General features: G+C 64.5%; 25 protein-coding genes. 18 read left to right on the forward strand and 7 right to left on the reverse strand.

The window, feature by feature from the left end; translation table 11 throughout:
* Window positions 1–39: 39 nt before the first annotated feature.
* Window positions 40–324, forward strand: coding sequence for a cell division protein FtsB (ftsB, locus tag E8F11_RS01735; protein ID WP_280287083.1), 285 nt, complete (start codon window positions 40–42; stop codon window positions 322–324).
* Window positions 321–1,031: a 2-C-methyl-D-erythritol 4-phosphate cytidylyltransferase gene (gene ispD, locus E8F11_RS01740; RefSeq protein ID WP_280287084.1), complete on the forward strand. Its 711-nt coding sequence runs from the start codon at window positions 321–323 to the stop codon at window positions 1,029–1,031. The genes ftsB and ispD overlap by 4 nt, the downstream gene beginning before the upstream one ends.
* On the opposite strand, the gene E8F11_RS01745 is transcribed toward ispD, so the two are convergent.
* Complete coding sequence (locus E8F11_RS01745) at window positions 1,007–1,921, reverse strand: LysR substrate-binding domain-containing protein (RefSeq protein ID WP_280287085.1); 915 nt, start codon at window positions 1,919–1,921, stop codon at window positions 1,007–1,009. The two genes, ispD and E8F11_RS01745, sit on opposite strands and share 25 nt — an antisense overlap.
* Before the next feature lie 102 nt (window positions 1,922–2,023).
* On the opposite strand from E8F11_RS01745, the gene E8F11_RS01750 reads away from it, so the two are divergent.
* The 8 genes from E8F11_RS01750 (at window position 2,024) to rpoS (ending at window position 9,175) form a co-directional block, all read left to right on the forward strand.
* Window positions 2,024–3,136, forward strand: a complete 1,113-nt coding sequence (locus tag E8F11_RS01750; protein ID WP_280287086.1) for an S-(hydroxymethyl)glutathione dehydrogenase/class III alcohol dehydrogenase — start codon at window positions 2,024–2,026, stop codon at window positions 3,134–3,136.
* 51 nt (window positions 3,137–3,187) lie between these two features.
* Complete coding sequence (gene fghA / locus E8F11_RS01755; protein ID WP_280287087.1) at window positions 3,188–4,033, forward strand: S-formylglutathione hydrolase; 846 nt, start codon at window positions 3,188–3,190, stop codon at window positions 4,031–4,033.
* Between the two features lie 55 nt (window positions 4,034–4,088).
* Window positions 4,089–4,562 (forward strand): 2-C-methyl-D-erythritol 2,4-cyclodiphosphate synthase, encoded by a 474-nt coding sequence (gene ispF, locus E8F11_RS01760; RefSeq protein ID WP_280287088.1) that lies wholly within the window; start codon window positions 4,089–4,091, stop codon window positions 4,560–4,562.
* Entirely contained in the window at window positions 4,559–5,617 is a 1,059-nt protein-coding gene (gene truD, locus E8F11_RS01765; protein WP_280287089.1) for a tRNA pseudouridine(13) synthase TruD, read from the forward strand. The genes ispF and truD overlap by 4 nt, the downstream gene beginning before the upstream one ends.
* Window positions 5,605–6,354 (forward strand): 5'/3'-nucleotidase SurE, encoded by a 750-nt coding sequence (gene surE, locus E8F11_RS01770; RefSeq protein WP_280287090.1) that lies wholly within the window; start codon window positions 5,605–5,607, stop codon window positions 6,352–6,354. Before truD ends, surE begins: the two co-directional genes overlap by 13 nt.
* A 41-nt stretch (window positions 6,355–6,395) precedes the next feature.
* Complete coding sequence (locus E8F11_RS01775; RefSeq protein WP_280287115.1) at window positions 6,396–7,031, forward strand: protein-L-isoaspartate(D-aspartate) O-methyltransferase; 636 nt, start codon at window positions 6,396–6,398, stop codon at window positions 7,029–7,031.
* A gap of 160 nt (window positions 7,032–7,191) precedes the next feature.
* The gene (locus tag E8F11_RS01780) at window positions 7,192–8,064 is read left to right on the forward strand and encodes a peptidoglycan DD-metalloendopeptidase family protein (protein WP_280287116.1); all 873 of its coding nucleotides are present in this window, start codon (window positions 7,192–7,194) and stop codon (window positions 8,062–8,064) included.
* 106 nt (window positions 8,065–8,170) lie between these two features.
* Entirely contained in the window at window positions 8,171–9,175 is a 1,005-nt protein-coding gene (rpoS, locus tag E8F11_RS01785) for an RNA polymerase sigma factor RpoS (RefSeq protein WP_280287091.1), read from the forward strand.
* Window positions 9,176–9,614: 439 nt separating this feature from the next.
* Here the strand turns inward: rpoS and fdxA are convergent, their stop codons facing one another.
* Both fdxA and mutS read right to left on the reverse strand, forming a co-directional pair.
* A complete protein-coding gene (gene fdxA / locus E8F11_RS01790; RefSeq protein WP_069085297.1) occupies window positions 9,615–9,938 on the reverse strand; it encodes a ferredoxin FdxA in 324 nt (107 codons plus the stop codon).
* A gap of 140 nt (window positions 9,939–10,078) precedes the next feature.
* A complete protein-coding gene (gene mutS / locus E8F11_RS01795) occupies window positions 10,079–12,646 on the reverse strand; it encodes a DNA mismatch repair protein MutS (RefSeq protein ID WP_280287092.1) in 2,568 nt (855 codons plus the stop codon).
* A 70-nt stretch (window positions 12,647–12,716) separates the two neighbouring features.
* Between mutS and E8F11_RS01800 the strand changes: the two genes are divergently transcribed.
* From E8F11_RS01800 to recX, 3 genes are all read left to right on the forward strand, one after another.
* Window positions 12,717–13,229 carry a CinA family protein gene (locus tag E8F11_RS01800; protein WP_280287093.1) on the forward strand — a complete coding sequence of 171 codons (513 nt, stop codon included), beginning with the start codon at window positions 12,717–12,719 and terminating at the stop codon, window positions 13,227–13,229.
* 87 nt (window positions 13,230–13,316) lie between these two features.
* Window positions 13,317–14,360 (forward strand): recombinase RecA, encoded by a 1,044-nt coding sequence (gene recA / locus E8F11_RS01805; protein WP_280287094.1) that lies wholly within the window; start codon window positions 13,317–13,319, stop codon window positions 14,358–14,360.
* Window positions 14,361–14,367: 7 nt separating this feature from the next.
* Complete coding sequence (recX, locus tag E8F11_RS01810) at window positions 14,368–14,832, forward strand: recombination regulator RecX (RefSeq protein WP_280287095.1); 465 nt, start codon at window positions 14,368–14,370, stop codon at window positions 14,830–14,832.
* Window positions 14,833–14,908: 76 nt separating this feature from the next.
* Here recX and E8F11_RS01815 read toward each other — a convergent pair whose 3' ends face one another.
* On the reverse strand, window positions 14,909–15,988 hold the full coding sequence (locus E8F11_RS01815) for an LOG family protein (RefSeq protein ID WP_280287117.1): 1,080 nt from the start codon (window positions 15,986–15,988) through the stop codon (window positions 14,909–14,911).
* 233 nt (window positions 15,989–16,221) lie between these two features.
* On the opposite strand from E8F11_RS01815, the gene E8F11_RS01820 reads away from it, so the two are divergent.
* Window positions 16,222–16,404, forward strand: a complete 183-nt coding sequence (locus E8F11_RS01820) for a hypothetical protein (RefSeq protein WP_280287096.1) — start codon at window positions 16,222–16,224, stop codon at window positions 16,402–16,404.
* Between the two features lie 5 nt (window positions 16,405–16,409).
* On the opposite strand, the gene E8F11_RS01825 is transcribed toward E8F11_RS01820, so the two are convergent.
* Entirely contained in the window at window positions 16,410–16,823 is a 414-nt protein-coding gene (locus E8F11_RS01825) for a quorum-sensing-regulated virulence factor family protein (protein WP_280287097.1), read from the reverse strand.
* Window positions 16,824–17,038: 215 nt separating this feature from the next.
* Between E8F11_RS01825 and E8F11_RS01830 the strand changes: the two genes are divergently transcribed.
* On the forward strand, window positions 17,039–17,749 hold the full coding sequence (locus E8F11_RS01830) for a tRNA-uridine aminocarboxypropyltransferase (protein WP_280287098.1): 711 nt from the start codon (window positions 17,039–17,041) through the stop codon (window positions 17,747–17,749).
* Here the strand turns inward: E8F11_RS01830 and E8F11_RS01835 are convergent, their stop codons facing one another.
* On the reverse strand, window positions 17,750–18,658 hold the full coding sequence (locus tag E8F11_RS01835) for a DMT family transporter (RefSeq protein ID WP_280287099.1): 909 nt from the start codon (window positions 18,656–18,658) through the stop codon (window positions 17,750–17,752).
* A gap of 199 nt (window positions 18,659–18,857) precedes the next feature.
* Between E8F11_RS01835 and erdR the strand changes: the two genes are divergently transcribed.
* Complete coding sequence (erdR, locus tag E8F11_RS01840; protein WP_280287100.1) at window positions 18,858–19,508, forward strand: response regulator transcription factor ErdR; 651 nt, start codon at window positions 18,858–18,860, stop codon at window positions 19,506–19,508.
* A gap of 72 nt (window positions 19,509–19,580) precedes the next feature.
* Entirely contained in the window at window positions 19,581–19,946 is a 366-nt protein-coding gene (locus E8F11_RS01845; RefSeq protein ID WP_280287101.1) for a diacylglycerol kinase, read from the forward strand.
* Window positions 19,947–19,955: 9 nt separating this feature from the next.
* On the opposite strand, the gene E8F11_RS01850 is transcribed toward E8F11_RS01845, so the two are convergent.
* Window positions 19,956–20,882 carry a LysR family transcriptional regulator gene (locus tag E8F11_RS01850; protein ID WP_280287102.1) on the reverse strand — a complete coding sequence of 309 codons (927 nt, stop codon included), beginning with the start codon at window positions 20,880–20,882 and terminating at the stop codon, window positions 19,956–19,958.
* Between the two features lie 123 nt (window positions 20,883–21,005).
* Here E8F11_RS01850 and fpr point away from each other — a divergent pair, with 123 nt between their 5' ends.
* The gene (fpr, locus tag E8F11_RS01855; RefSeq protein ID WP_280287103.1) at window positions 21,006–21,785 is read left to right on the forward strand and encodes a ferredoxin-NADP reductase; all 780 of its coding nucleotides are present in this window, start codon (window positions 21,006–21,008) and stop codon (window positions 21,783–21,785) included.
* Window positions 21,786–21,830: the final 45 nt, after the last annotated feature.

Raw genomic sequence — 21,830 nt, forward strand, 5'->3', positions numbered from 1 at the left:
GCGCAAGCTGCCCTTTTCGCATGGATACTCCCTGGCAAAATGACTCGCCCTAACACGTACTGGTTGTTCGTCGTCCTCATCCTGCTGCTGGCTGGCCTGCAGTATCGTCTCTGGGTGGGTGACGGCAGCCTGGCGCAGGTCACCGAACTGCAGCAGCAGATCGCCGAGCAGAAAGGCGAGAACGAACGCCTGCTGGAGCGCAACCGCATCCTCGAGGCGGAAGTGCTGGAGCTGAAAAAAGGCATGGAAACCGTCGAAGAGCGTGCCCGCCACGAGTTGGGCATGGTCAAGGAAGGCGAAACCCTCTACCAGATTGCCGAATGAACCACGCCGATACCCCCTTCTTCTGGGCGGTGATTCCCGCCGCCGGCGTCGGTGCCCGCATGCGCGCCGACCGCCCCAAGCAGTACCTCGAACTGGCCGGTCGCAGCATCCTCGAGCACAGCCTCGACTGCTTCCTCGACCACCCGCAACTGAAGCGGCTGGTGATCAGCCTGTCGGTGGATGATCCCTACTGGCCGGCACTGCCCTGTGCTGGCGACGAGCGCATCATCCGCGCCGATGGCGGCAAGGAGCGCGCCGACTCGGTGCTGAGTTCGCTGCTGCGCCTTGCCGAGCATGGCGCGCGGCCCAACGACTGGGTGCTTGTCCATGACGCGGCGCGGCCGAACCTGTCGCGCTTCGATCTCGACCTGCTGCTGGCCGAACTGGCGGATGATCCGGTAGGCGGCCTGCTCGCCGTGCCGGCCCGGGACACCTTGAAGCGCGTCGGTGCCGACGGCCGAGTCGCGGAAACCGTCGACCGGAGCCTGATCTGGCAGGCCTACACGCCGCAGATGTTCCGCTTCGGCGCCCTGCACCGGGCACTGGCCGACGCCCTGGTGGCGGGCGTCGCCATCACCGACGAAGCTTCCGCCATGGAGTGGGCCGGCTATGCGCCCAAGCTCGTGGAAGGCCGCGCCGACAACCTCAAGATCACCCGCCCCGAAGACCTCGACTGGCTGCGTCAGCGCTGGTCGGCGCGCGGCTGAGCCTCGGCGTACTCCGGGCGCCCGGCCAGGCCTTCCTTCAGCAGGTCCACCAGCTGCCGTACCTTCGGCGAGAGATGTCGCTGCTGTGGATAAAGCGCCCAGACTGCGGTATTCGGCGGCCTGTGCTGTTCCAGCAGGGAAACCAGGGCGCCGCTGCGCAGGTGTTCGAGCACGTAGTAATCGGGCAGCTGGCACAGGCCGAAGCCACGGAGCGCCGCATCCAGCACCGCCTGGCCGCTGTTGCAGCGCCAGTTGCCCTGGACCCGGATGGCATGCTCGCGCCCCTGCTCCAGAAAGTCCCAATGGTCCGAGCTGCCGATCAGGCAGTTGTGTCGCGCCAGCTCCGACAGGCTGTGGGGCCGGCCATAGCGTTCCAGGTAGCTGGGCGCCGCGCACAGGTACATGACCCGTGGCGCCAGGCGGGTGGCCACCAGCCGCGAATCCTGCAGGCGGCCCAGGCGGATCGCCAGGTCCAACCCTTCGTGCACCAGGTCCAGGGCGCGGTTGCTGAGTTCGACATCCACCCGCAGCTGTGGATGGCGCGCCATGAATTCATTGACCAGCGGCACGATGAAGCGCTCGCCGTAGGCCACGGCGCAGGTCATGCGCAGCAACCCCTTGGGCTCGCTGGTCAGGTCGCTCACCGCGCGCAAGGCTTCTTCGCGGGCGTCGAGCAGTCGCTGGCAATGCTGCAGGAAGGTCTGACCGGCCTCGGTCAGGGCCACCTTGCGCGTGCTTCGGTAGAACAGGCGGGTTTGCAGGCGCTCTTCGAGCCGGGCGACCTGGCGGCTGACATGGGAGGACGAAACGCCGAGACGCTCGGCGGCGGCGGTGAACTGGCCCGATTCGGCGACGGCGACGAATTCGTCCAGGCCTTCCCAGCGACTCATGGATTATCCCTCAACAGCAATAAACATTTGCATTGGAGCGGATTATTTACCATAGACAGGTCAACTACACTCTCGGCCACTTAAATCCGCTGGAGAGTCACCATGATCAAGTCCCGTGCAGCGGTCGCCTTCGCGGCCAACCAACCCTTGGAAATCGTCGAAGTGGACGTGGCGCCGCCCAAGGCCGGCGAAGTCCTGGTGCGGATCGTGGCGACCGGCGTCTGCCATACCGATGCCTACACCCTGTCCGGCGCGGATTCCGAAGGCGTGTTCCCGTGCATCCTCGGCCACGAGGGCGGCGGCATCGTCGAGGCGGTGGGCGAGGGCGTCACCTCGGTGGCGGTGGGCGACCACGTGATTCCGCTCTATACCCCCGAATGCGGCGAGTGCAAGTTCTGCAAGTCCGGCAAGACCAACCTCTGCCAGAAGATCCGCGCCACCCAGGGCAAGGGCCTGATGCCCGACGGCACCACCCGTTTCTCCTACAAGGGCCAGCCGATCTACCACTACATGGGCACCTCGACCTTCTCCGAGTACACCGTGCTGCCGGAAATCTCCCTGGCCAAGGTGCCCAAGGAGGCGCCGCTGGAGAAGGTCTGCCTGCTCGGTTGCGGCGTGACCACCGGCATCGGCGCCGTGCTCAATACCGCCAAGGTGGAGGAGGGCGCCACCGTCGCCATCTTCGGCCTCGGCGGCATCGGCCTGGCGGCGATCATCGGCGCCAAGATGGCCAAGGCCAGCCGCATCATCGCCATCGACATCAACCCGGCCAAGTTCGATATCGCCAAGCAACTGGGCGCCACCGACTTCGTCAATCCCAAGGACCACAGCAAGCCGATCCAGGAAGTCATCGTCGAGCTGACCGATGGCGGTGTGGACTATTCCTTCGAGTGCGTCGGCAATGTCCAGCTGATGCGGGCAGCCCTGGAATGCGCGCATAAAGGGTGGGGCGAGTCGGTGATCATCGGCGTCGCCGGTGCCGGCCAGGAGATCAGCACCCGTCCGTTCCAGCTGGTGACCGGCCGCGTCTGGCGCGGCTCGGCCTTCGGTGGCGTCAAGGGCCGCAGCGAGCTGCCGAGCTATGTGGACAAGGCGCAGAAGGGCGAAATCCCACTGGATACCTTCATCACCCACACCATGGGGCTGGATGAGATCAACAAGGCCTTCGACCTGATGCACGAAGGCAAGAGCATCCGTTCGGTCATCCACTACTGAGGCGAAACCGGATGGCAGTGATGCCATCCGGTTGTTTACGGAGATTGCTCCATGACCCTTGAGAACATTTCCTGCCAGAAGAGCTTCGGCGGCTGGCACAAGCGTTACCGGCACCGTTCCACCAGCCTCAACTGCGACATGGTGTTCGCCGTCTACCTGCCGCCCCAGGCCGAGCAGGGCGAGAAGCTGCCGGTGCTCTACTGGCTGTCGGGGCTGACCTGCACCGACGAGAACTTCATGCAGAAGGCCGGCGCGCATCGCCTGGCGGCGGAGCTCGGGCTGATCATCGTTGCCCCGGACACCAGCCCGCGTGGCCCCGAGGTGCCGGGCGACCCGGATGGTGCCTGGGACTTCGGCCTGGGCGCCGGCTTCTACCTGAATGCCACCCAGGAGCCCTATGCCCGGCACTACCGAATGCACGACTACGTGGTGCATGAGTTGCCGGCGTTGGTCGAGGCAAACTTCCCGGTGTCGCATAAACGCGGTATCAGCGGCCACTCCATGGGCGGCCACGGCGCGCTGGTCTGCGCGCTGCGCAATCCGGGTCGCTACCAGTCTCTGTCGGCCTTTGCGCCCATCAGCAATCCCATGGCCTGCCCCTGGGGAGAGAAGGCGCTCGGCCGCTATCTCGGGGAAGACCGTTCGCGCTGGCGCGAGTGGGATGCCAGTGTGCTGATGGCCGATGCCAGCGAGCGCCTGCCGATTCTCGTGGACCAGGGCGACCGCGACGACTTCCTCAGCAACCAGCTCAAGCCGGAAGCGCTGCAAGCGGCCGCGAAGGCTGCGGGCCATCCGCTGACCCTGCGCCTGCAGCCGGGTTACGACCACAGCTACTACTTCATCGCCAGCTTCATCGACGATCACCTGAGGCATCACGCCGAGGCCTTGAAAGCCTAAGCACGAGCAAAGCGGGTAGAATCACGCCCTGACTTTTCAGGGCGTTCTTCTGATCATGCGAATTGGCCACGGTTACGACGTACACCGCTTCGGCGAGGGCGATTTCATCACCCTGGGCGGCGTGCGCATCTCCCACAAGTTCGGGCTCGTCGCCCATTCCGACGGTGACGTGCTGCTGCACGCGCTCGCCGACGCGCTGCTCGGCGCAGCTGCGTTGGGCGATATCGGCAAGCACTTCCCGGATACCGATCCGCAGTTCAAGGGGGCGGACAGCCGTGTCCTGCTGCGCCACGTGCTGGCCCAGGTGAAGGCCAAGGGCTGGAAGGTCGGCAATGTCGACGGGACCATAGTCGCCCAGGCACCGAAGATGGCTCCGCACATCGAGGCGATGCGCGCCCATATCGCTGCGGATCTCGAGGTCGAGCTGGACCAGGTCAATGTAAAGGCCACCACTACCGAGAAGCTCGGCTTCACCGGTCGCGAGGAGGGCATCGCCGTGCATGCGGTCGCCCTGTTGCTGCCCGCATGAACGAACTCGAACTGCTCGGTCCACGCGCCCATGGCGAGCCCCTTGGCAAGGCGCAACTGAAAGCCACTGCCGAAGATTTCCAGGTCGATGAAGTGCTGGATATCCCTCTCGCCGGCGAGGGCGAGCACCTCTGGCTCTGGGTGGAGAAGCGCGAGCTGAACACCGAGGAAGCGGCGCGGCGCATCGCCCGGGCCGCAGGCGTGCCACTGCGGGTGGTCAGCTATGCCGGCCTCAAGGATCGCCAGGCCCTGACCCGCCAGTGGTTCAGCCTGCACTTGCCGGGCAAGGCCGATCCGGATCTCGCTGCCGCGGAGAATGCCAACTTGCGCATCCTCCGGCGCGAGCGCCACAAGCGCAAACTGCAGCGCGGCGCCCATTCGGCCAATGGATTCACCTTGCGCCTTACCCGCCTGCAGGCCGACCGGGCTGCCCTGGAGCAGCGCCTCCAGTGCCTGGTGGAGGCCGGCGTGCCCAACTATTTCGGCCTGCAGCGTTTCGGTCATGGCGGCGGCAATGTGCAGGATGCCCGCGCCTTCGCCGAGCGCAAGGAATTGCCGGTGCAGCGCAATGTGCGTTCGCGTTTGCTGTCGGCGGGCCGCAGCTTCCTGTTCAACCGGGTGCTGGCCGAGCGGGTCGCCTCCGGCACCTGGAACCAGGCCCAGGTCGGCGACCTGCTGGCCTTCACCGACAGTCGCAGTTTCTTCGCCGCGGGCCCGGCGGAATGCAGCGATCCGCGCCTGGCGCAACTCGACCTGCATCCCACCGGTCCACTCTGGGGGGCGGGCGAATCACCCGCCGCAGGCCACAGCCAAACGCTGGAACAGGGCGTTGTCGATGCCGATCCGGCCCTGCGCGACTGGCTCGCCGAAGCGGGACTGGCGCACGAACGGCGCATCCTGCGCCTCCCCATCGGCGGCCTGACGTGGCATTATCCCGAGCCTGACGTTCTGCAACTGGAATTCGTCCTGCCGGCTGGATGCTTCGCCACCGCAGTGGTGCGTGAGCTCGTCGATCTGCTGCCGGCAGGGCAGACGGAAAACCCATGCGCATTCTGATTTCCAACGACGACGGGGTGACTGCCCCCGGGCTCGCCGCTCTGCATGGTGCGCTCAAGGATTACGCCGACTGCGTAGTCATCGCACCGGACCAGGACAAAAGTGGCGCCAGCAGTTCTTTGACCCTGGACCGCCCGCTTCACCCCTGCACGCTGGACAACGGCTTCATCAGCCTCAACGGCACGCCGACCGATTGCGTCCACCTGGGCCTCAATGGCTTGCTGGAGCAGCTTCCGGACCTGGTGGTCTCGGGCATCAACCTGGGCGCCAATCTGGGTGATGACGTGCTCTATTCCGGTACGGTGGCCGCGGCCCTGGAAGGACGATTCCTCGCCCTGCCGGCGTTCGCCTTCTCGTTGCTGTCGCGTCAGGTGGACAACCTGCCGACCGCCGCCCATATCGCTCGGCGACTCGTGGCCGCCCACGACAGGCTCGACCTGCCGCCGCGCACCGTGCTCAACGTGAACATCCCCAACCTGCCGCTGGATCAGATCCGCGGGATCCGGCTCACCCGGCTCGGCCATCGTGCCCGGGCCGCGGCACCGGTGAAGGTAGTCAATCCACGGGGCAAGGAGGGATACTGGATATCCGCAGCCGGCGACGCCGAGGACGGCGGGCCGGGGACGGACTTCCATGCGGTGATGCAGGGCTATGTGTCCATCACGCCCCTGCAGCTCGATCGCACCTTCAACGAGGCATTCAACTGCCTCGGAAGCTGGCTGGAGGACCTGCTCTGATGTCCCGGGAACAGGATGACCTGATGCGCCGCGGGATCGGCATGACGTCCCAGAGAACCCGCGAGCGCCTTATCCAGCGCCTCTACGAGGAAGGGCTGTCCAACGCCCATGTACTCGAGGCGATTCGCCGGACGCCGCGTCACCTGTTCGTCGACGAGGCCCTGGCCCATCGGGCCTATGAAGACACCGCGTTACCCATCGGCCACAACCAGACCATCTCCCAGCCTTATATGGTTGCCCGAATGACCGAGTTGCTGCTGGCCGCCGGCCCGCTGGACAAGGTGCTCGAGATCGGCACCGGCTCCGGCTACCAGACTGCGATCCTCGCCCAACTGGTGGAGCGGGTGTTCTCCGTGGAGCGCATCCAGGTGCTGCAGGACAAGGCCAAGGAGCGCCTGGCGGTGCTCAACCTGCGCAATGTGGTGTTCCGCTGGGGGGATGGCTGGGAGGGTTGGTCCGCGCTGGCGCCCTACAACGGCATCATTGTGACCGCGGCGGCGGCGGATGTCCCGCCGGCCTTGCTCGACCAACTGGCGCCCGGCGGGCGCCTGGTGATTCCGGTCGGAGCCGGCGACGTCCAGCAACTGATGCTGATCGTTCGCGAAGAACAGGGCTTCACCCGCCACGTGCTCGATGCGGTGCGCTTCGTCCCTCTGCTCAGTGGCCCGCTGGCCTGAGACCGGACCAAGGGAACCTGCGTCGCGGGCAACTTTCTGATGCACCGCCAAGCTGTCGTCCTGCTGTACTTTGTGCGGCAGGCGGCTGGCTCGTTCGGATATTTCCGGCACAATAACTACGATCTTGGAACGTTGGGAAAAGGGGACAAGAGTGAGCCTGATGGCCATTCGGCAGAGGATTCGCATTGGGAAGGGGCTCGCCTGGTTGCCCGCTATCGCCGTTGGCATCTTGCTGGCCGGCTGCTCCAGCACCCAGCGCGATGGTGTCAGCGTCGTCGACCGCAATCACCAGGGAGCGGCATCCTCCACGAAACGGCAACCCGTCACCAGCGGCCAGTACCGGGTCCAGCGCGGTGACACCCTCTATTCCATCGCCTTCCGCTTCGGCTGGGACTGGAAAGCCCTGGCCGCGCGCAACGGTATTCCGGCGCCCTATGTAATCCGCCCTGGTCAGATAATTCGCTTCGACGTTCAGCCCGGTCAGACACGCCCGAAGGCGGTTGCCACGGCCCCTGTAGTCACCAAACCTAGGACTGGCAGCAGTGTTTCCAGCCAGCCGTCCGTGCCGGCCACGCAACCGGCTGTCCGTCCCCAACCGCCGTCGCCGGCACCGGTGGCGACCGCCCCCGCGAGCGCGCCGAGCGCGTCTAGCGCGCGGTCTGCAGCCGGTTGGTCCTGGCCCGCGAACGGCCCTCTGATCGGCCGTTTTTCCTCAAACGGCAGTTTGAATAAAGGGATTGATATCGCTGGGGAATTAGGCCAGCCTGTCTTGGCTGCGTCAGATGGTTCAGTTGTTTATGCCGGAAGTGGATTACGGGGCTACGGCGAACTGGTCATCATCAAACACAGCGATACCTACGTAAGCGCCTATGGTCATAACCGCAGGCTGTTGGTGCGGGAGGGACAGCAGGTCAAAGTCGGGCAGACAATTGCCGAGATGGGCTCAACGGGGACTGACCGGGTGAAGCTTCATTTTGAGATTCGCCGTCAAGGAAAGCCTGTAGACCCGCTGCAATACCTGCCACGTCGTTGACCCGTTTTTCAGCCCGTTCCACCACGTGGTAAGGACGGGCTCGGGCGGCGCCAGGGAAGAAGGCATCGCCAGGGCTTGTTGTCGAACTCAGCAAGGGACAACAACAATGGCACTCAATAAAGAAGCGCCGGAGTTTGACGTCGATGACGAACTGCTCCTTCTGGAGCCGGGCGTCATAATGGACGATGCGTTGAGCGAGGAGAACGACGCGCCTCTACCCACCGCCAAATCCAGACACTCAACCTCACCCAAGCAACACAAGTACATCGACTACACCCGCGCGCTCGATGCGACCCAGCTGTATCTTAACGAGATCGGCTTTTCCCCCCTGCTAACCCCGGAAGAAGAAGTGCACTTCGCGCGCCTTGCTCAGCGCGGAGATCCTGCCGGGCGCAAACGCATGATCGAAAGCAACCTCCGACTCGTGGTGAAGATCGCGCGACGTTACGTCAATCGCGGGCTTTCGCTGCTCGACCTGATCGAAGAGGGCAACCTCGGCCTGATCAGGGCGGTGGAGAAGTTCGATCCGGAACGGGGCTTCCGCTTCTCCACCTATGCGACCTGGTGGATCCGTCAGACCATCGAACGGGCCATCATGAACCAGACCCGGACCATCCGCCTGCCCATCCATGTGGTCAAGGAGCTCAACGTCTACCTGCGGGCGGCGCGTGAGCTGACCCACAAGCTCGACCACGAGCCTTCACCGGAAGAAATCGCCAACCTGCTGGAAAAGCCGGTTGACGAGGTCAAGCGCATGCTCGGCCTCAATGAGCGGGTGACTTCGGTGGACGTTTCCCTGGGGCCGGACTCCGACAAGACTCTGCTGGACACACTGACCGATGACCGTCCGACCGATCCCTGCGAACTGCTGCAGGATGACGACCTCTCGCAAAGCATCGATCAGTGGCTTTCCGAACTGACCGACAAGCAACGCGAAGTGGTCGTGCGACGCTTTGGCCTGCGTGGTCACGAAAGCTGCACCCTCGAGGAGGTGGGCCAGGAGATCGGCCTGACCCGTGAGCGGGTGCGGCAGATCCAGGTCGAAGCGCTAAAGCGTCTTCGGGAAATCCTGGAGAAGAACGGGCTGTCCAGCGATGCGCTATTCCAGTAGCGCGTCGGCGGACTGAAAGAACCCGGCTCCGGCCGGGTTTTTTTATGCGCTGCAATGTAGGTGATTGCTTACACGCGTTGTACGTGATCGCTGGAAGTTCCTGCTCGTGAACGGCGGTATTCGGTCGCCGTAAATTTGTAATGAATTGATATTAAAGGATTTTATTTTAAAAGTACGACGCGCTTTGCTCTTCGTTCGGCTAATTCACCCGCTTGCCCGGCGCTCCTGGATCGCTAATATCACACCTGCGTACAGGATGTATGCGGGCTGATAAGGATGTTGGCCAGGACATCGCCGGAGGCGATTCATCAGGACGATGAGCAAGGACTACAGGGAATAGGGACAAAAGAGTGGGCGGGTAATCCCCGCCCCTTTTTTTGTCCGTAGAAAAGCAAAAGGCCCGCAGATATGCGGGCCTTTTTGCATTGGGTGCGAAAACTCAGCGCTCCAGATGCTCCAGCTTGCCTTTGACACCGTCCCACTCTTCGGCGTCGGGCAGAGAGTCCTTCTTCTCGGTGATGTTTGGCCAGACCTCGGCCAGATCACGGTTCAGCTCGGTGAACTCCTGCATGTCCTCAGGCACTTCATCCTCGGAGAAGATGGCTTGCGCCGGGCATTCAGGCTCGCAGAGCGCGCAGTCGATGCACTCGTCCGGGTGAATGACCAGGAAGTTCGGGCCTTCGTAGAAGCAGTCCACCGGACAGACTTCCACACAGTCGGTGTATTTGCATTTGATGCAGTTGTCGGTGACGACGAAGGTCATTTCAATTCTTCTCCTCAAGCGGCGGCTCGGAAGCCTTCTATGCCAGGCTTCTCGGCTCGGGAACTCACGGCGTCGGGCAGGCTGTTTCCCGGCTGCATTCCAGAGCGCGCGGGATTCTAGCAGCTTGTGCGCCTCAGGCGTTAGATGCGTGACTTCAGTGTATATAACAGCTCCAGTGCGAGCCGGGGCGTCAGATCATCCGGGTTGATCCTCGCCAATTCATCCAGCACCGGGTGCGGCAGGCTGGCGAACAGGTCGCTCTGCATGGGCGCACTTGGCTGGCCGGGAGCCGGGCGGGGTATCTCGTGGGGCAGGCTGGTGGTTTCCAGTCGCGCCAGGTGTTCGCGGGCGCGCTGGATCACGCCACCCGGGACCCCAGCCAGTTGCGCCACGGCCAGGCCATAGCTCTGGCTGGCCGGACCTGGCAGCACGTGGTGCAGGAAGACGATGCGCTCGTTGTGCTCGGTGGCGTTCAGGTGGACGTTGGCCACCACCGGTTCGCTTTCCGGTAGTACGGTCAGCTCGAAGTAGTGGGTGGCGAACAGGGTGAAGGCGCGTAGGCGGGCCAGGTGCTCGGCGGCTGCCCAGGCCAGCGAGAGGCCGTCGAAGGTGCTGGTGCCGCGGCCCACTTCATCCATCAGCACCAGGCTGCTGGCGCTGGCGTTGTGCAGGATGTTGGCGGTCTCGCTCATCTCCACCATGAAGGTGGAACGGCCGCCGGCCAGGTCGTCGCTGGAGCCTATGCGGGTGAAGATGCGGTCCACCAGCGACAGTTCGCAGCTCGCCGCCGGCACGAAGCAGCCGATGTGGGCGAGCAGGACGATCAATGCGGTCTGGCGCATGTAAGTCGACTTACCGCCCATGTTCGGGCCGGTGATGATCAGCATGCGGGTGGCGTCGTCCAGGGCCAGGTCGTTGGCCACGAAGGGCGTGTCCAGCACCTGCTCCACGACCGGGTGGCGGCCCTGGTCGATGCGCATGCAGGGCTCGTCGACGAAGCGTGGGCGATTCAGGTCGAGGTTCAGCGCGCGCTCGGCGAAGTTGCTCAGCACGTCCAGTTCAGCCAGGGCGGCGGCGGTGTCCTGCAGTGGTGCCAGTTGCTCGATCAGCAGCTCCAGCAGTTCGTCGTAGAGGAGCTTCTCCCGCGCCAGGGCGCGGCTCTTGGCCGACAGTGCCTTGTCTTCGAAGGCCTTCAGCTCCGGGGTGATGAAGCGCTCGGCGCCCTTGAGCGTTTGGCGGCGGATGTAGTCCGCCGGCGCTTGCTCGGCCTGCACGCGGGGCAGTTCGATGTAGTAACCGTGGATGCGGTTGTAGCCGACCTTGAGGTTGGGCAGGCCGGTGCGGGCCTTTTCCCGGGCTTCCAGGTCCATCAGGTACTGGCCGGCGTTCTCGCTCAGGGCCTGCAGCTCATCCAGCTCGGCGTCGTAGCCGGTCTTGATCACCCCGCCGTCACGGATCACCGCAGGTGGGTTGTCGATGATGGCGCGGGCGAGCAGGTCGGCCAGTTCCGGATAGGTGCGGATGTTTCCGGACAGGGCCTGCAGATGCGGTGCCTCCAGTTCGGTCATGGCGCCCTGGAGTTGGGGCAGGGCGGCGAGCGCATCGCGCAGGCGCGCCAGGTCGCGCGGCCGCGCATTACGCAGACCGATACGCGCGAGGATGCGCTCCACGTCGCCGATTTCCTTCAGCTGCGGTTGCAGGGACTCGAAGCGGTAGCGGTCCAGCAGACAGTCGATGGCGTCCTGGCGCGCTTCCAGTACGGCACGGTCGCGCAGTGGGCGGTTCAGCCAGCGGCTCAGCAAGCGACTGCCCATGGCGGTCTGGCAGCGGTCGATGACCGATTGCAGGGTGTTGTCGCGGCCGCCGGAGAGATTGACGTCCAGCTCCAGGTTGCGGCGGCTGGCGGCATCGAGGATCACCGTATCGTCGATGCGCTCATGGCGCAGGCTGCGCAGGTGGGGCAGGGCGGTGCGCTGGGTCTCCTTGGCATAGCCCAACAGGCAGCCGGCGGAACCTATGGCCAGGGTCAGGGATTCGCAGCCGAAGCCCTTGAGGTCCTGCACGCCGAACTGTTGGCACAGGCTCTTCTTCGCCGAGTCCCGGTCGAAGTCCCAGGGCGCGCGGCGGCGCACGCCCCGACGCTTTTCGGCGGGCAGGCCCTGGGGCCAGTCGTCCGGGATCAGCAGCTCGGCGGGGTTGAGGCGTTCCAGTTCGGCCAGGAGGTTCTCCCAGCCCTTGATCTCCTGCACGCTGAAGCGGCCGCTGGTGATGTCCAGCACTGCCAGGCCGAACAGGCGCTCGTCGCCCAGCACGGCCGCCAGCAGGTTGTCGCGGCGCTCGTCGAGCAGCGCTTCGTCGCTGATGGTGCCGGGCGTGATGATGCGCACCACCTGGCGCTCCACCGGCCCCTTGCTGGTGGCCGGGTCGCCGATCTGTTCGCAGATCACCACCGACTCACCCAGCTTGACCAGCTTGGCCAGGTAGCCCTCCACCGCGTGGAAGGGGATGCCGGCCATGGGAATGGCCTTGCCCGCCGATTGACCCCGAGAGGTCAGGGTGATGTCGAGAAGCTTGGCGGCCTTCTTGGCGTCCTCGTAGAAGATCTCGTAGAAGTCGCCCATGCGATAGAACATCAGCTGGTCCGGGTGCTGGTTCTTCAGCCTCCAGTACTGGGCCATCATGGGTGTGTGTTCGCTGAGATCGCTCATTGCCTGGCCTTGCGTGCAAAAGGCGCTAGTGTACGGTATCCCGTTGGCCCGCTTTAACCCCGGAGTACACATGTCCGTTACCGAAGATGAGCTGACGCTGCTGGCCGCCCGGCTCGGCGAGAAACTGAAGGCGCGCGGTGAGCTGGTGAGCACCGCGGAGTCCTGCACCGGTGGCGGTATCGCCGAAGCCATCACGCGGATTCCCGGCAGCTCGGCCTGGTTCGAGGCCGGCTATATCACCTATTCCAATCAGCAGAAGACCGAGCAGCTGGCTGTGCCCGCGGAGCTGTTCCCGCAGGTGGGGGCGGTCAGTCGCGAGGTGGTCGAGGCCATGGTGCGTGGCGCCCAGCAGCGCAGTGGTGCGCGTTTCGCCGTGGCGGTCAGTGGTGTGGCTGGTCCCGATGGCGGCTCCCCGCAGAAACCGGTGGGCACTGTCTGGCTGGCCTGGGGCGATGGCGCCGAGATCGAGGCCGTGCGCCGCCAGTTCCCGGGCGATCGCCTGGCGGTTCGTCGGCAAGCGGTGGCCGATGCCCTACAGGGTTTGATCCGACTAGCTGCAGGAGAAAAAGCCGGGCAGGGGTAGGCGAGTGACTTGCCCTATGGAATAATACTGTCTACTTATACAGTTATTGGTGGCCGCCAGGCCCTCTTGATTTTAGTGAGGACTTCAATGGACGAGAACAAGAAGCGCGCCTTGGCTGCTGCCCTGGGCCAGATCGAAAAGCAGTTCGGCAAGGGGGCGGTAATGCGCATGGGCGACCATGACCGCCAGGCCATCCCGGCCATTTCCACCGGTTCCCTGGGCCTGGACATCGCCCTCGGCATCGGCGGCCTGCCGAAAGGCCGTATCGTCGAGATCTACGGTCCCGAATCCTCCGGTAAGACCACCCTGACCCTTTCCGTCATCGCCGAAGCCCAGAAGATGGGCGCCACCTGCGCCTTCGTCGACGCCGAACACGCCCTGGATCCGGACTACGCCGGCAAGCTCGGGGTGAACGTCGACGACCTGCTGGTTTCCCAGCCGGACACCGGCGAGCAGGCCCTGGAAATCACCGACATGCTGGTGCGCTCCAACGCCGTCGACGTGATCATCGTCGACTCGGTAGCGGCCCTGGTGCCCAAGGCCGAGATCGAAGGCGAGATGGGCGACTCCCACGTCGGCCTGCAGGCGCGCCTGATGTCCCAGGCCCTGCGCAAGATCACCGGCAACATCAAGAACGCCAACTGCCTGGTCATCTTCATCAACCAGATCCGCATGAAGATCGGCGTGATGTTCGGCAACCCGGAAACCACCACCGGTGGTAACGCCCTGAAGTTCTACGCGTCCGTGCGCCTCGACATCCGCCGTACCGGCGCGGTGAAGGACGGCGAGGAAGTGGTGGGCAGCGAAACCCGCGTCAAGGTGGTGAAGAACAAGGTGGCCCCGCCCTTCCGCCAGGCCGAGTTCCAGATCATGTACGGCAAGGGCATCTACCGCACCGGCGAGATCATCGACCTGGGCGTGCAGCAGGGCCTGGTGGAGAAATCCGGCGCCTGGTACAGCTACCAGGGCAACAAGATCGGCCAGGGCAAGGCCAACGCCGCCAAGTACCTGGAAGACAACCCCGAAGTCGGCAGCGCCATCGAGAAGATCATTCGCGAGCGGCTGCTGGTCGATTCGACTGCCAGCAAGTCGGCCGCCACCGCTGACGACCTGGCCGACGTAGACCTCTGATCCTCCCATGCCCGTCGTGCTCGACAGCCCCGCCGCGGTACGGCGGGCCGCCATGGACCTGCTGGCGCAGCGCGAACACGGGCGAGTCGAGCTGACGCGCAAGCTGCGTCAGCGCGGCGCCCCTTCCGAGTTGATCGACAGTGCCCTCGACCGCCTGGCGGAAGAGGGGCTGCTCTGTGAATCCCGCTATCTGGAAAGCTTCATCGCCAGTCGCGCCCGTGGCGGCTATGGGCCGCAGCGAATCCGTGAGGAACTGGCGCAACGCGGACTGCCGCGTGGCGACATCGATCAGGCCCTGCGCGAGGCCGACGTCGACTGGAGCGAACAATTGCGCGATGTCTGGCGGCGAAAGTTCAGCGGCCGACTGCCCCAGGATGCCCGCGAACGCGCACAGCAGGGCCGCTTCCTGGCCTACCGCGGCTACTCCATGGAGATGATCGGCCGTCTCCTGCGCGGCAACCCCGACGACTGAAACTCCGGGCAGCCTTAAGCCATGCGCTGATGCGCATGGCTGGTTGCTCTGGGGAAGTTGCGTCGGGCGAGCCGGGTCAGGCCTTGGCGGCCCAATGTTGCGGAAGGTTGATGAAATCGATGAGTTCACGCAGGCGGCCATGGTCGCGGCCGTTGAAGCGGAATGCCAGGCGGATCAGCTCGCTGAACTCCGGCTCGTCCTTCTCCGATTCCGAATAGGCCTGCTGGCTGAAATCACCTTCCAGGCAGAGGTCGGCGAACTGCTCCTGGATCTGGCCCAGCGCCTTTTCGTTGAGAGAATGGTTCATCCGAATCACGAAGCTGTTCTTCAGCCAGCGGCTGGAGTGGTAGTTGCGATAGAACTGGGCGATCTCGGCGGCTGCCTCGTCGGCGCTGCGCACCAGGCGCATCAGGTTCATGTCGCTGGGCAGGATGTAGCGGTTGCGTTCCAGCTGTTCGTGGAGGAAGCCGACGGCGTCTTCCCAGTAGCTGCCGTCCGGTTCGTCCAGCAGCACCACGGGCACCACCGGGCTCTTGCCGGTCTGGATCAGGGTCAGGACTTCAAGGGCTTCGTCCAGGGTGCCGAAGCCGCCCGGGCAGAGAACCAGCGCGTCGGCTTCCTTGACGAAGAACAGCTTGCGCACGAAGAAGAAGTGGAACGACAGCAAGTGTTCGGTGTTGTCCACTGTGGTGTTGGCGTGCTGCTCGAAGGGCAGGGTGATGTTCAGGCCAAGGCTGTTCTCCAGCCCCGCGCCTTCGTGGGCCGCGGCCATGATGCCGCCACCGGCACCGGTGATCACCATCAGGTCGCGCTTGGCCAACTCGGCGCCCAGTTGCCGGGCCAGCGTGTAGATGGGGTGACCCTCCGGGGTGCGGGCCGAACCGAAGACCGTCACCTTGCGGCGCCGCTTGAACTGTTCCAGGACGCTGAAGGCGTGCTCCATTTCGCGTAGCGTCTGCAGCATGATCTTGGCGTCCCAGCGGTTGCGGTCGGCTTGGGACATGCGCACCACGGTGATCAGCATTTCACGGTAAAGCGCGAGGTTGGGACTGCCGCTCGGAACCGTGAGGTTGATCAGTTCGTCGACTTTCTGGGTGAGGTCGATGCCACTGGTTTGAAAGTGCCGGGAGAGATAGTCGTCCGGGTCATAGGGCATAGCGTTCTCCTTGCTCATCAACAACTCAGAGCGTGCTCTGCTGGCCGGGTCCGGAATCCGGGCGACCCAGTCGAGCCGCTTAGCTACAGCTTGCGGCAGGGACCGGATCTTTTCCAGTTCGCCGGCAAGTAATTGGAACCCGCTGAGGTGTCCGGAATATTGCGTCCGGGATGTCGGCACTGGCCTATGCTGCCGGAAACCGGAAGGACTTGCGCGCGCGCGGAGGTGCAGCAATGCCCAGGCGTGAAGTGGAAATCAACGGGGAGCACTACCGGTTATTGCTTGAGGCGGCGCAAAGAAACGGTCTGTCGCTGGAGGAGGAGTGTCGGCGCCGCCTGGAGGCCGGGTTGCGGCGCTCCTCCTATATGGAAGCGCTGCTCGCCGAATTGCGCGCAGCGGAGGAGCCGCCGCGCTGACGGAATCAGTTGGCTTTGGCTTTCAGGCCGCAGTCCTTGGCGCTGAAGCGTTCGGACGTCACCGGGCGGTTGGTCTTGTACTCACTGAACTCGTAGCGCAGACCGGCGCCGCGGGCCAGCAGTTGGCGGTAGCCGGTGTTGTGGCAGACGCTGGCGCCCAGTTGGGAGCGTACCGCGTCCGGGTTGGCGCGCATTTGCGCGGCGTGGGCCTCGCGCACGCTGAGGTGATTCACCAGGTCGTTGCCATCCACCGTGTAACCCTGGTCGAGGATGTCCTCGTTGATCGCCCGCGGCGTACCGGCGCTGCTTTCCTGGGCGACTTTCTCGAGCATCTTGGTCAGCTCGTAGTCCTTGAGCGAAGCGGCCTGGGCACAGAACGGCAGGGTCGCGCAAAGGGCGAGGGCGGTGAGGCGCAGCATGGGGATCTCCTAACGAAAAGAAGCTGTTTGACCAGCGCCGCAATTGTGCGTTCGCCGGCAAGGCTTGTCGCGTGAAAATTCTGCTCCAGGCGGTCAGCGGCGTCGCTCCACGGCTCTGGTAAAATCGCCCGATCCTTCTTGCCATCACCGAATGGGCCGCCCGCCGCCGACAAGGCAGACGCCGGTACCTCGCTGCCGTACTGGAACCAAGCTCGATGAGTCACGCTGTTTTTCGCCTGCGCGCCGAATGCCTTGCGCGCAGCACCCGCCCCTTCGTCGCCCGTGGATCGCGGTCGCCGCGCTGCCCGGAGTGCCGGGTGGCGTTCGACTATTGCTTCTGCGCTTGGCGCCCCGAGGTTCCCGTACAGTCGGGCGTGTGCCTGCTGATGTACTACTCGGAACCCATGAAACCGAGCAATACCGGCTGGCTGATCGCCGACCTGGTCCCCGACACCTGGGCCTTCGGCTGGTCGCGCACCGAGGTGGACGAGGCGTTGCTGGCCCTGCTGGAAGATCCGCAATGGCAGCCCTACCTGGTGTTCCCCGGCGAGTATGCGGAACCGGCGCGGGTGGTGGACCGGATGGAACGAGTCGAGGGCAAGCGGCCGCTGTTCATCCTGCTGGATGCGACCTGGACCGAAGCGCGCAAGATGTTCCGCAAGAGCCCCTACCTCGACCGGTTCCCCGTGCTCAGCCTGACTCCCGAACAGATCTCCCGTTACCGCTTGCGCCGCTCGACCCGTGAGGAACACCTGTGCACGGCCGAGGTGGCCGCCCTGTGCCTGGATCTGGCCGGCGATGAGCAGGCGGGAGGTGCACTGAATGCCTACCTGGACGTCTTCACCGAGCGCTACATAGGCGCCAAGCGGGCCCTGCCCCTGGACGAGGCGAGCCCGGCGCACCAGGCGCTGCGCGAATTCCTCTGATCAGGCCTCGGCTTCCTTGCCGGTGGCCGCCGGCGCTGCGTGCTTTTGCGGCCAGAGTTGGGCGATCAGCATGCCGGCGAACATCAGGGCGCAGCCGATATAGCCGCGCGCATGCAGGGATTCGTCCAGCAGCAGAGCACCGGCGATGGCGGCGAATACTGCTTCCAGGGACAGGATGATGGCCGCGTGGGAGGCAATGGCGTGTCGCTGCGCTACCACCTGCAGCGTGTAGCCGATGGCCACGGCGATGACCCCGCCATAGAGGATCGCCGGGCCGGCCTGGAGAATCGCGCTCGGATTTATATCCTCGAACACCAGGGCCAGGATCAGGCTGAACACCGCGCACACGGCGAATTGCAGGACGGCCAGGCGGATCGGGTCATAGCGGCTGGCGAAGAAACCCACCAACAGCACATGCACGCCCCAGACGCAGGCGCCGGCCAGTTGCAGCCAGTCGCCGGAGGCGACCTGGAAGCCCTCGCCGACGCTGAGCAGGAACATCCCCAGCACCGCCAGGCAAGCGCCCATCCAGGTGCCGAGGCCGGTGCGGTGACCGATGAAGAGGCCCAGCAACGGCACTATGATGACGTACAGGCCGGTGATGAAGCCGGAGTTGGTGACGCTGGTGAACAGCAGGCCCACTTGCTGCAAGTTGATCCCCACCGTCAAGGCCAGGCCCATCAGCAGGCCGCCCAGCAGCAGCCCGCGGTTGAGCGGTTGCTTGACCGCGGGCTTGGGCAGTACCAGCAGCAGGGGCAGGAGGATGAGGGCGCCGAGGGCGAAGCGCAGGCCGGTATAGAGGAAGGGGCCGATCGCATCCATACCCAGGCGCTGGGCGACGAAGGCCGCACCCCAGATGGCGGCGGTGATCAGCATCAGGATATCGGCGCGCAGTGCTTGGCTTCGCATGGTGGTTCTCGACGGGAAAAGCCTGGAACTTTGCCGCAAAGCGATTGACTTGACCACCCCGCCCCGGCTCGGCATGCTGAGCGCCGCTTTACGGCCTGCCCGTATCGACTTTGGGCCTGGCCGGCGTACCCCGTCGTGCCGAAGCGCCTCTCTCACCCCTGGGAGGCGTGTCTGGGCCCATTACAAAAAGGACATGCCCATGGCCTCATATGAAATCCTCATTGCCGATGACCACCCGCTGTTCCGCAGCGCCTTGCACCAGGCCCTGACACTGGGCCTGGGCCCCGACGTGCGCCTGGTGGAAGCGGCGAGCATCGCCGAGCTGGAGTCTCGTCTCGCCGAGCGCGCCGACTGGGACCTGGTCCTGCTCGACCTGAATATGCCCGGCGCCTATGGCTTCTCCGGCCTGGTGCTGCTGCGTGGCCAGTATCCGCAGATTCCGGTGGTGATGATCTCGGCGCAGGAAGAAGCGGCGGTGGTTGCCCGCTCCCGCGAGTTCGGCGCCAGCGGTTTCATTCCCAAGTCCAGCCCGCTGGAGGTCATCCAGGACGCGGTGCGTGCGGTGCTCGACGGCGATACCTGGTGGCCGCCGCAGGTGGAGGAAGCCCAGGCCCTGTCCGCGGAGGCCAAGGCTGCCAGCGAAGGCCTGGCCAGCCTCACGCCCCAGCAGTTCCGGGTACTGACCATGGTCTGCGAAGGTCTGCTGAACAAGCAGATCGCCTTCGAACTGCATGTTTCCGAAGCCACGGTAAAGGCCCATGTGACCGCCATCTTCCGCAAGCTCAACGTGCGCACGCGCACCCAGGCCGCGCTGCTGTTGCAACAGATGGAATCGATTCCCTCGGCCTGAACGCGGTCATTTCACGCAAATTTGAAGCGCGTTGCGTTAGGCTGCGCGCTCCTTTCATCAGTCCCTTCCGATATGTCGCCATTCAAAGGCCAGACCGGCCTCAAACGGGTCCTCAATGCCGCCGGTTATTCGCTCGACGGCCTGCGTGCCGCCTTCACCGGCGAAGCCGCCTTCCGCCAACTGGTACTGCTCAATGCGGTGCTGATCCCGCTGTCATTCTTCCTCGACGTCAGCCGCGGCGAACGCGCGTTGATGATTGGCGCCTGCCTGCTGGCGCTGATTGTCGAACTGCTGAACTCCGCGGTGGAGGCGGCCATCGACCGCATCTCCCTCGAACGCCATCCGCTGTCGAAGAACGCCAAGGACATGGGCAGCGCCGCGCAGTTCACCGCGCTGACCCTGATAACTGCGGTATGGGCCGTGATCCTGCTGGGTTGAGCGAAATCCTCAGGCGATCGGCGGCAGCACGATCTCGTCGCTCCGGGCGACTCCGGCGGTCAATGCCCGGCACTGGTCGAGGAACTCGCGCATGGCGGCGGTCTGGTACTTCTGCCGGTGCCAGATGAAGTAGAACTGCCGGCGCAGGTCGATCCCCGGGGTTTCCAGCGGCACCAGGCTGCCGCGGCGGAAGGCGTCGCGCAGCGCCAGGCGCGAGATGCAGCTGATGCCCAGGCCCGACTCCACCGCACGCTTGATCGCCTCGGTGTGCTCCAGTTCCAGGCGGATGTTCAGCGGGGTAGGGTGGTGGCGCATGGCCTGGTCGAAGGTCAGCCGCGTGCCCGAGCCGCGCTCGCGGAGGATCCAGGCTTCCCGGCTCAATTCTTCCAGGCTGGCCTGGCCGAGTGACGCCAAGGGATGCTGAGGCGCGCAGAACACCACCAATTCGTCTTCCACCCAGGGCAGGACCTCTATATCCGGGTGTTGGCAATCGCCTTCGATTAGACCCAGATCAAGTTCGTGGAGGGCGATCTGCTGGACGATATTCGCCGTGTTCTGGACATGCAGGCTGACCCGGCATTCGGGGTGGCGCTGCATGAAGGAGCCGATCAGCAAGGTGGCGAGGTAGTTGCCCACGGTCAGGGTGGCGCCGACGTCCAGCGAGCCGAAGCCGGTCTTGCCATTGAGCAGGTCTTCGATCGCGCGGGCCTGGTCCAGCAGGGCCACGGCCTGGGGCAGCAGTTGCCGGGCCAGGGCGTTGAGGCTCAGGCGCTTGCCGGCGCGGTCGAACAACTGGCAGCCGGACTGTCGCTCCAGTTCGGTCAGCGAAGTGCTGGTCGCCGACTGCGACAGGGACAGCTGTTCGGCGGCACGGGACACGCTTTCCTGCTGGGCGACGGCAACGAATACCTGGAGCTGACGGAGAGTAAATCGCATATCTATATAACCGATAACCTATATCTTGATAATTCAGTTAACAGATATTGTGGCTGTCACTACAATGGCGCGCAATTGCGCCCATTGGCGCTGGCGAATTCCAAACTTTCGGAGCCCCCGTAAATGAGCAACCTCAACTCCGAACGCATCCTCAGCGTTCATCACTGGAACGACACGCTGTTCAGCTTCAAGTGCACCCGCGACCCGGGCCTGCGCTTCGAAAACGGCCAGTTCGTGATGATCGGTCTTCAGCAGGATAGCGGCCGCCCGCTGATGCGCGCCTACTCCATCGCCAGCCCGAACTGGGAAGAGCACCTGGAATTCTTCAGCATCAAGGTGCCGGACGGTCCGCTGACCTCCCAGCTGCAGCACCTCAAGGAAGGCGACGAGATCATCATCAGCAAGAAGCCCACCGGCACCCTGGTCCTCGATGACCTGAACCCGGGCAAGCACCTCTACCTGCTGAGCACCGGCACCGGCCTCGCGCCCTTCATGAGCGTGATCCAGGACCCGGAAACCTACGAACGCTTCGAGAAGATCATCCTGGTCCATGGCGTGCGTTACGTGAACGAAGTGGCCTACCGCGAGTTCATCACCGAGCATCTGCCGAAGAACGAATTCTTTGGTGAGGCGGTCAAGGACAAGCTGATCTACTACCCCACCGTGACCCGCGAGCCGTTCGAGAACCAAGGCCGCCTGACCGACCTGATGCGCAGCGGCAAGCTGTTCGAGGATATCGGCCTGCCGCCGATCAACCCGCAGGACGACCGCGCCATGATCTGCGGCAGCCCGAGCATGCTCGACGAGACCAGCGAAGTCCTCGACAGCTTCGGCCTGAAGATCTCCCCGCGCATGCGCGAGCCGGGCGACTACCTGATCGAGCGCGCCTTCGTCGAAAAGTAAGCGCCGAAAGCTCCAAAGCAAAGCCCGCCAATTGGCGGGCTTTGT

It is taken from the genome of Pseudomonas sp. BN417 (assembly GCF_029871205.1).
GTDB lineage: Bacteria > Pseudomonadota > Gammaproteobacteria > Pseudomonadales > Pseudomonadaceae > Metapseudomonas.

What these genes read in the sequence shown, in the direction of transcription:
- ftsB (WP_280287083.1), top strand. Translation starts at nt 40, where the DNA reads ATGACTCGCCCTAACACGTACTGGTTGTTCGTCGTCCTCATCCTGCTG.
- ispD (WP_280287084.1), top strand. Translation starts at nt 321, where the DNA reads ATGAACCACGCCGATACCCCCTTCTTCTGGGCGGTGATTCCCGCCGCC.
- E8F11_RS01745 (WP_280287085.1), bottom strand. Translation starts at nt 1,921, where the DNA reads ATGAGTCGCTGGGAAGGCCTGGACGAATTCGTCGCCGTCGCCGAATCG.
- E8F11_RS01750 (WP_280287086.1), top strand. Translation starts at nt 2,024, where the DNA reads ATGATCAAGTCCCGTGCAGCGGTCGCCTTCGCGGCCAACCAACCCTTG.
- fghA (WP_280287087.1), top strand. Translation starts at nt 3,188, where the DNA reads ATGACCCTTGAGAACATTTCCTGCCAGAAGAGCTTCGGCGGCTGGCAC.
- ispF (WP_280287088.1), top strand. Translation starts at nt 4,089, where the DNA reads ATGCGAATTGGCCACGGTTACGACGTACACCGCTTCGGCGAGGGCGAT.
- truD (WP_280287089.1), top strand. Translation starts at nt 4,559, where the DNA reads ATGAACGAACTCGAACTGCTCGGTCCACGCGCCCATGGCGAGCCCCTT.
- surE (WP_280287090.1), top strand. Translation starts at nt 5,605, where the DNA reads ATGCGCATTCTGATTTCCAACGACGACGGGGTGACTGCCCCCGGGCTC.
- E8F11_RS01775 (WP_280287115.1), top strand. Translation starts at nt 6,396, where the DNA reads ATGACGTCCCAGAGAACCCGCGAGCGCCTTATCCAGCGCCTCTACGAG.
- E8F11_RS01780 (WP_280287116.1), top strand. Translation starts at nt 7,192, where the DNA reads ATGGCCATTCGGCAGAGGATTCGCATTGGGAAGGGGCTCGCCTGGTTG.
- rpoS (WP_280287091.1), top strand. Translation starts at nt 8,171, where the DNA reads ATGGCACTCAATAAAGAAGCGCCGGAGTTTGACGTCGATGACGAACTG.
- fdxA (WP_069085297.1), bottom strand. Translation starts at nt 9,938, where the DNA reads ATGACCTTCGTCGTCACCGACAACTGCATCAAATGCAAATACACCGAC.
- mutS (WP_280287092.1), bottom strand. Translation starts at nt 12,646, where the DNA reads ATGAGCGATCTCAGCGAACACACACCCATGATGGCCCAGTACTGGAGG.
- E8F11_RS01800 (WP_280287093.1), top strand. Translation starts at nt 12,717, where the DNA reads ATGTCCGTTACCGAAGATGAGCTGACGCTGCTGGCCGCCCGGCTCGGC.
- recA (WP_280287094.1), top strand. Translation starts at nt 13,317, where the DNA reads ATGGACGAGAACAAGAAGCGCGCCTTGGCTGCTGCCCTGGGCCAGATC.
- recX (WP_280287095.1), top strand. Translation starts at nt 14,368, where the DNA reads ATGCCCGTCGTGCTCGACAGCCCCGCCGCGGTACGGCGGGCCGCCATG.
- E8F11_RS01815 (WP_280287117.1), bottom strand. Translation starts at nt 15,988, where the DNA reads ATGCCCTATGACCCGGACGACTATCTCTCCCGGCACTTTCAAACCAGT.
- E8F11_RS01820 (WP_280287096.1), top strand. Translation starts at nt 16,222, where the DNA reads ATGCCCAGGCGTGAAGTGGAAATCAACGGGGAGCACTACCGGTTATTG.
- E8F11_RS01825 (WP_280287097.1), bottom strand. Translation starts at nt 16,823, where the DNA reads ATGCTGCGCCTCACCGCCCTCGCCCTTTGCGCGACCCTGCCGTTCTGT.
- E8F11_RS01830 (WP_280287098.1), top strand. Translation starts at nt 17,039, where the DNA reads ATGAGTCACGCTGTTTTTCGCCTGCGCGCCGAATGCCTTGCGCGCAGC.
- E8F11_RS01835 (WP_280287099.1), bottom strand. Translation starts at nt 18,658, where the DNA reads ATGCGAAGCCAAGCACTGCGCGCCGATATCCTGATGCTGATCACCGCC.
- erdR (WP_280287100.1), top strand. Translation starts at nt 18,858, where the DNA reads ATGGCCTCATATGAAATCCTCATTGCCGATGACCACCCGCTGTTCCGC.
- E8F11_RS01845 (WP_280287101.1), top strand. Translation starts at nt 19,581, where the DNA reads ATGTCGCCATTCAAAGGCCAGACCGGCCTCAAACGGGTCCTCAATGCC.
- E8F11_RS01850 (WP_280287102.1), bottom strand. Translation starts at nt 20,882, where the DNA reads ATGCGATTTACTCTCCGTCAGCTCCAGGTATTCGTTGCCGTCGCCCAG.
- fpr (WP_280287103.1), top strand. Translation starts at nt 21,006, where the DNA reads ATGAGCAACCTCAACTCCGAACGCATCCTCAGCGTTCATCACTGGAAC.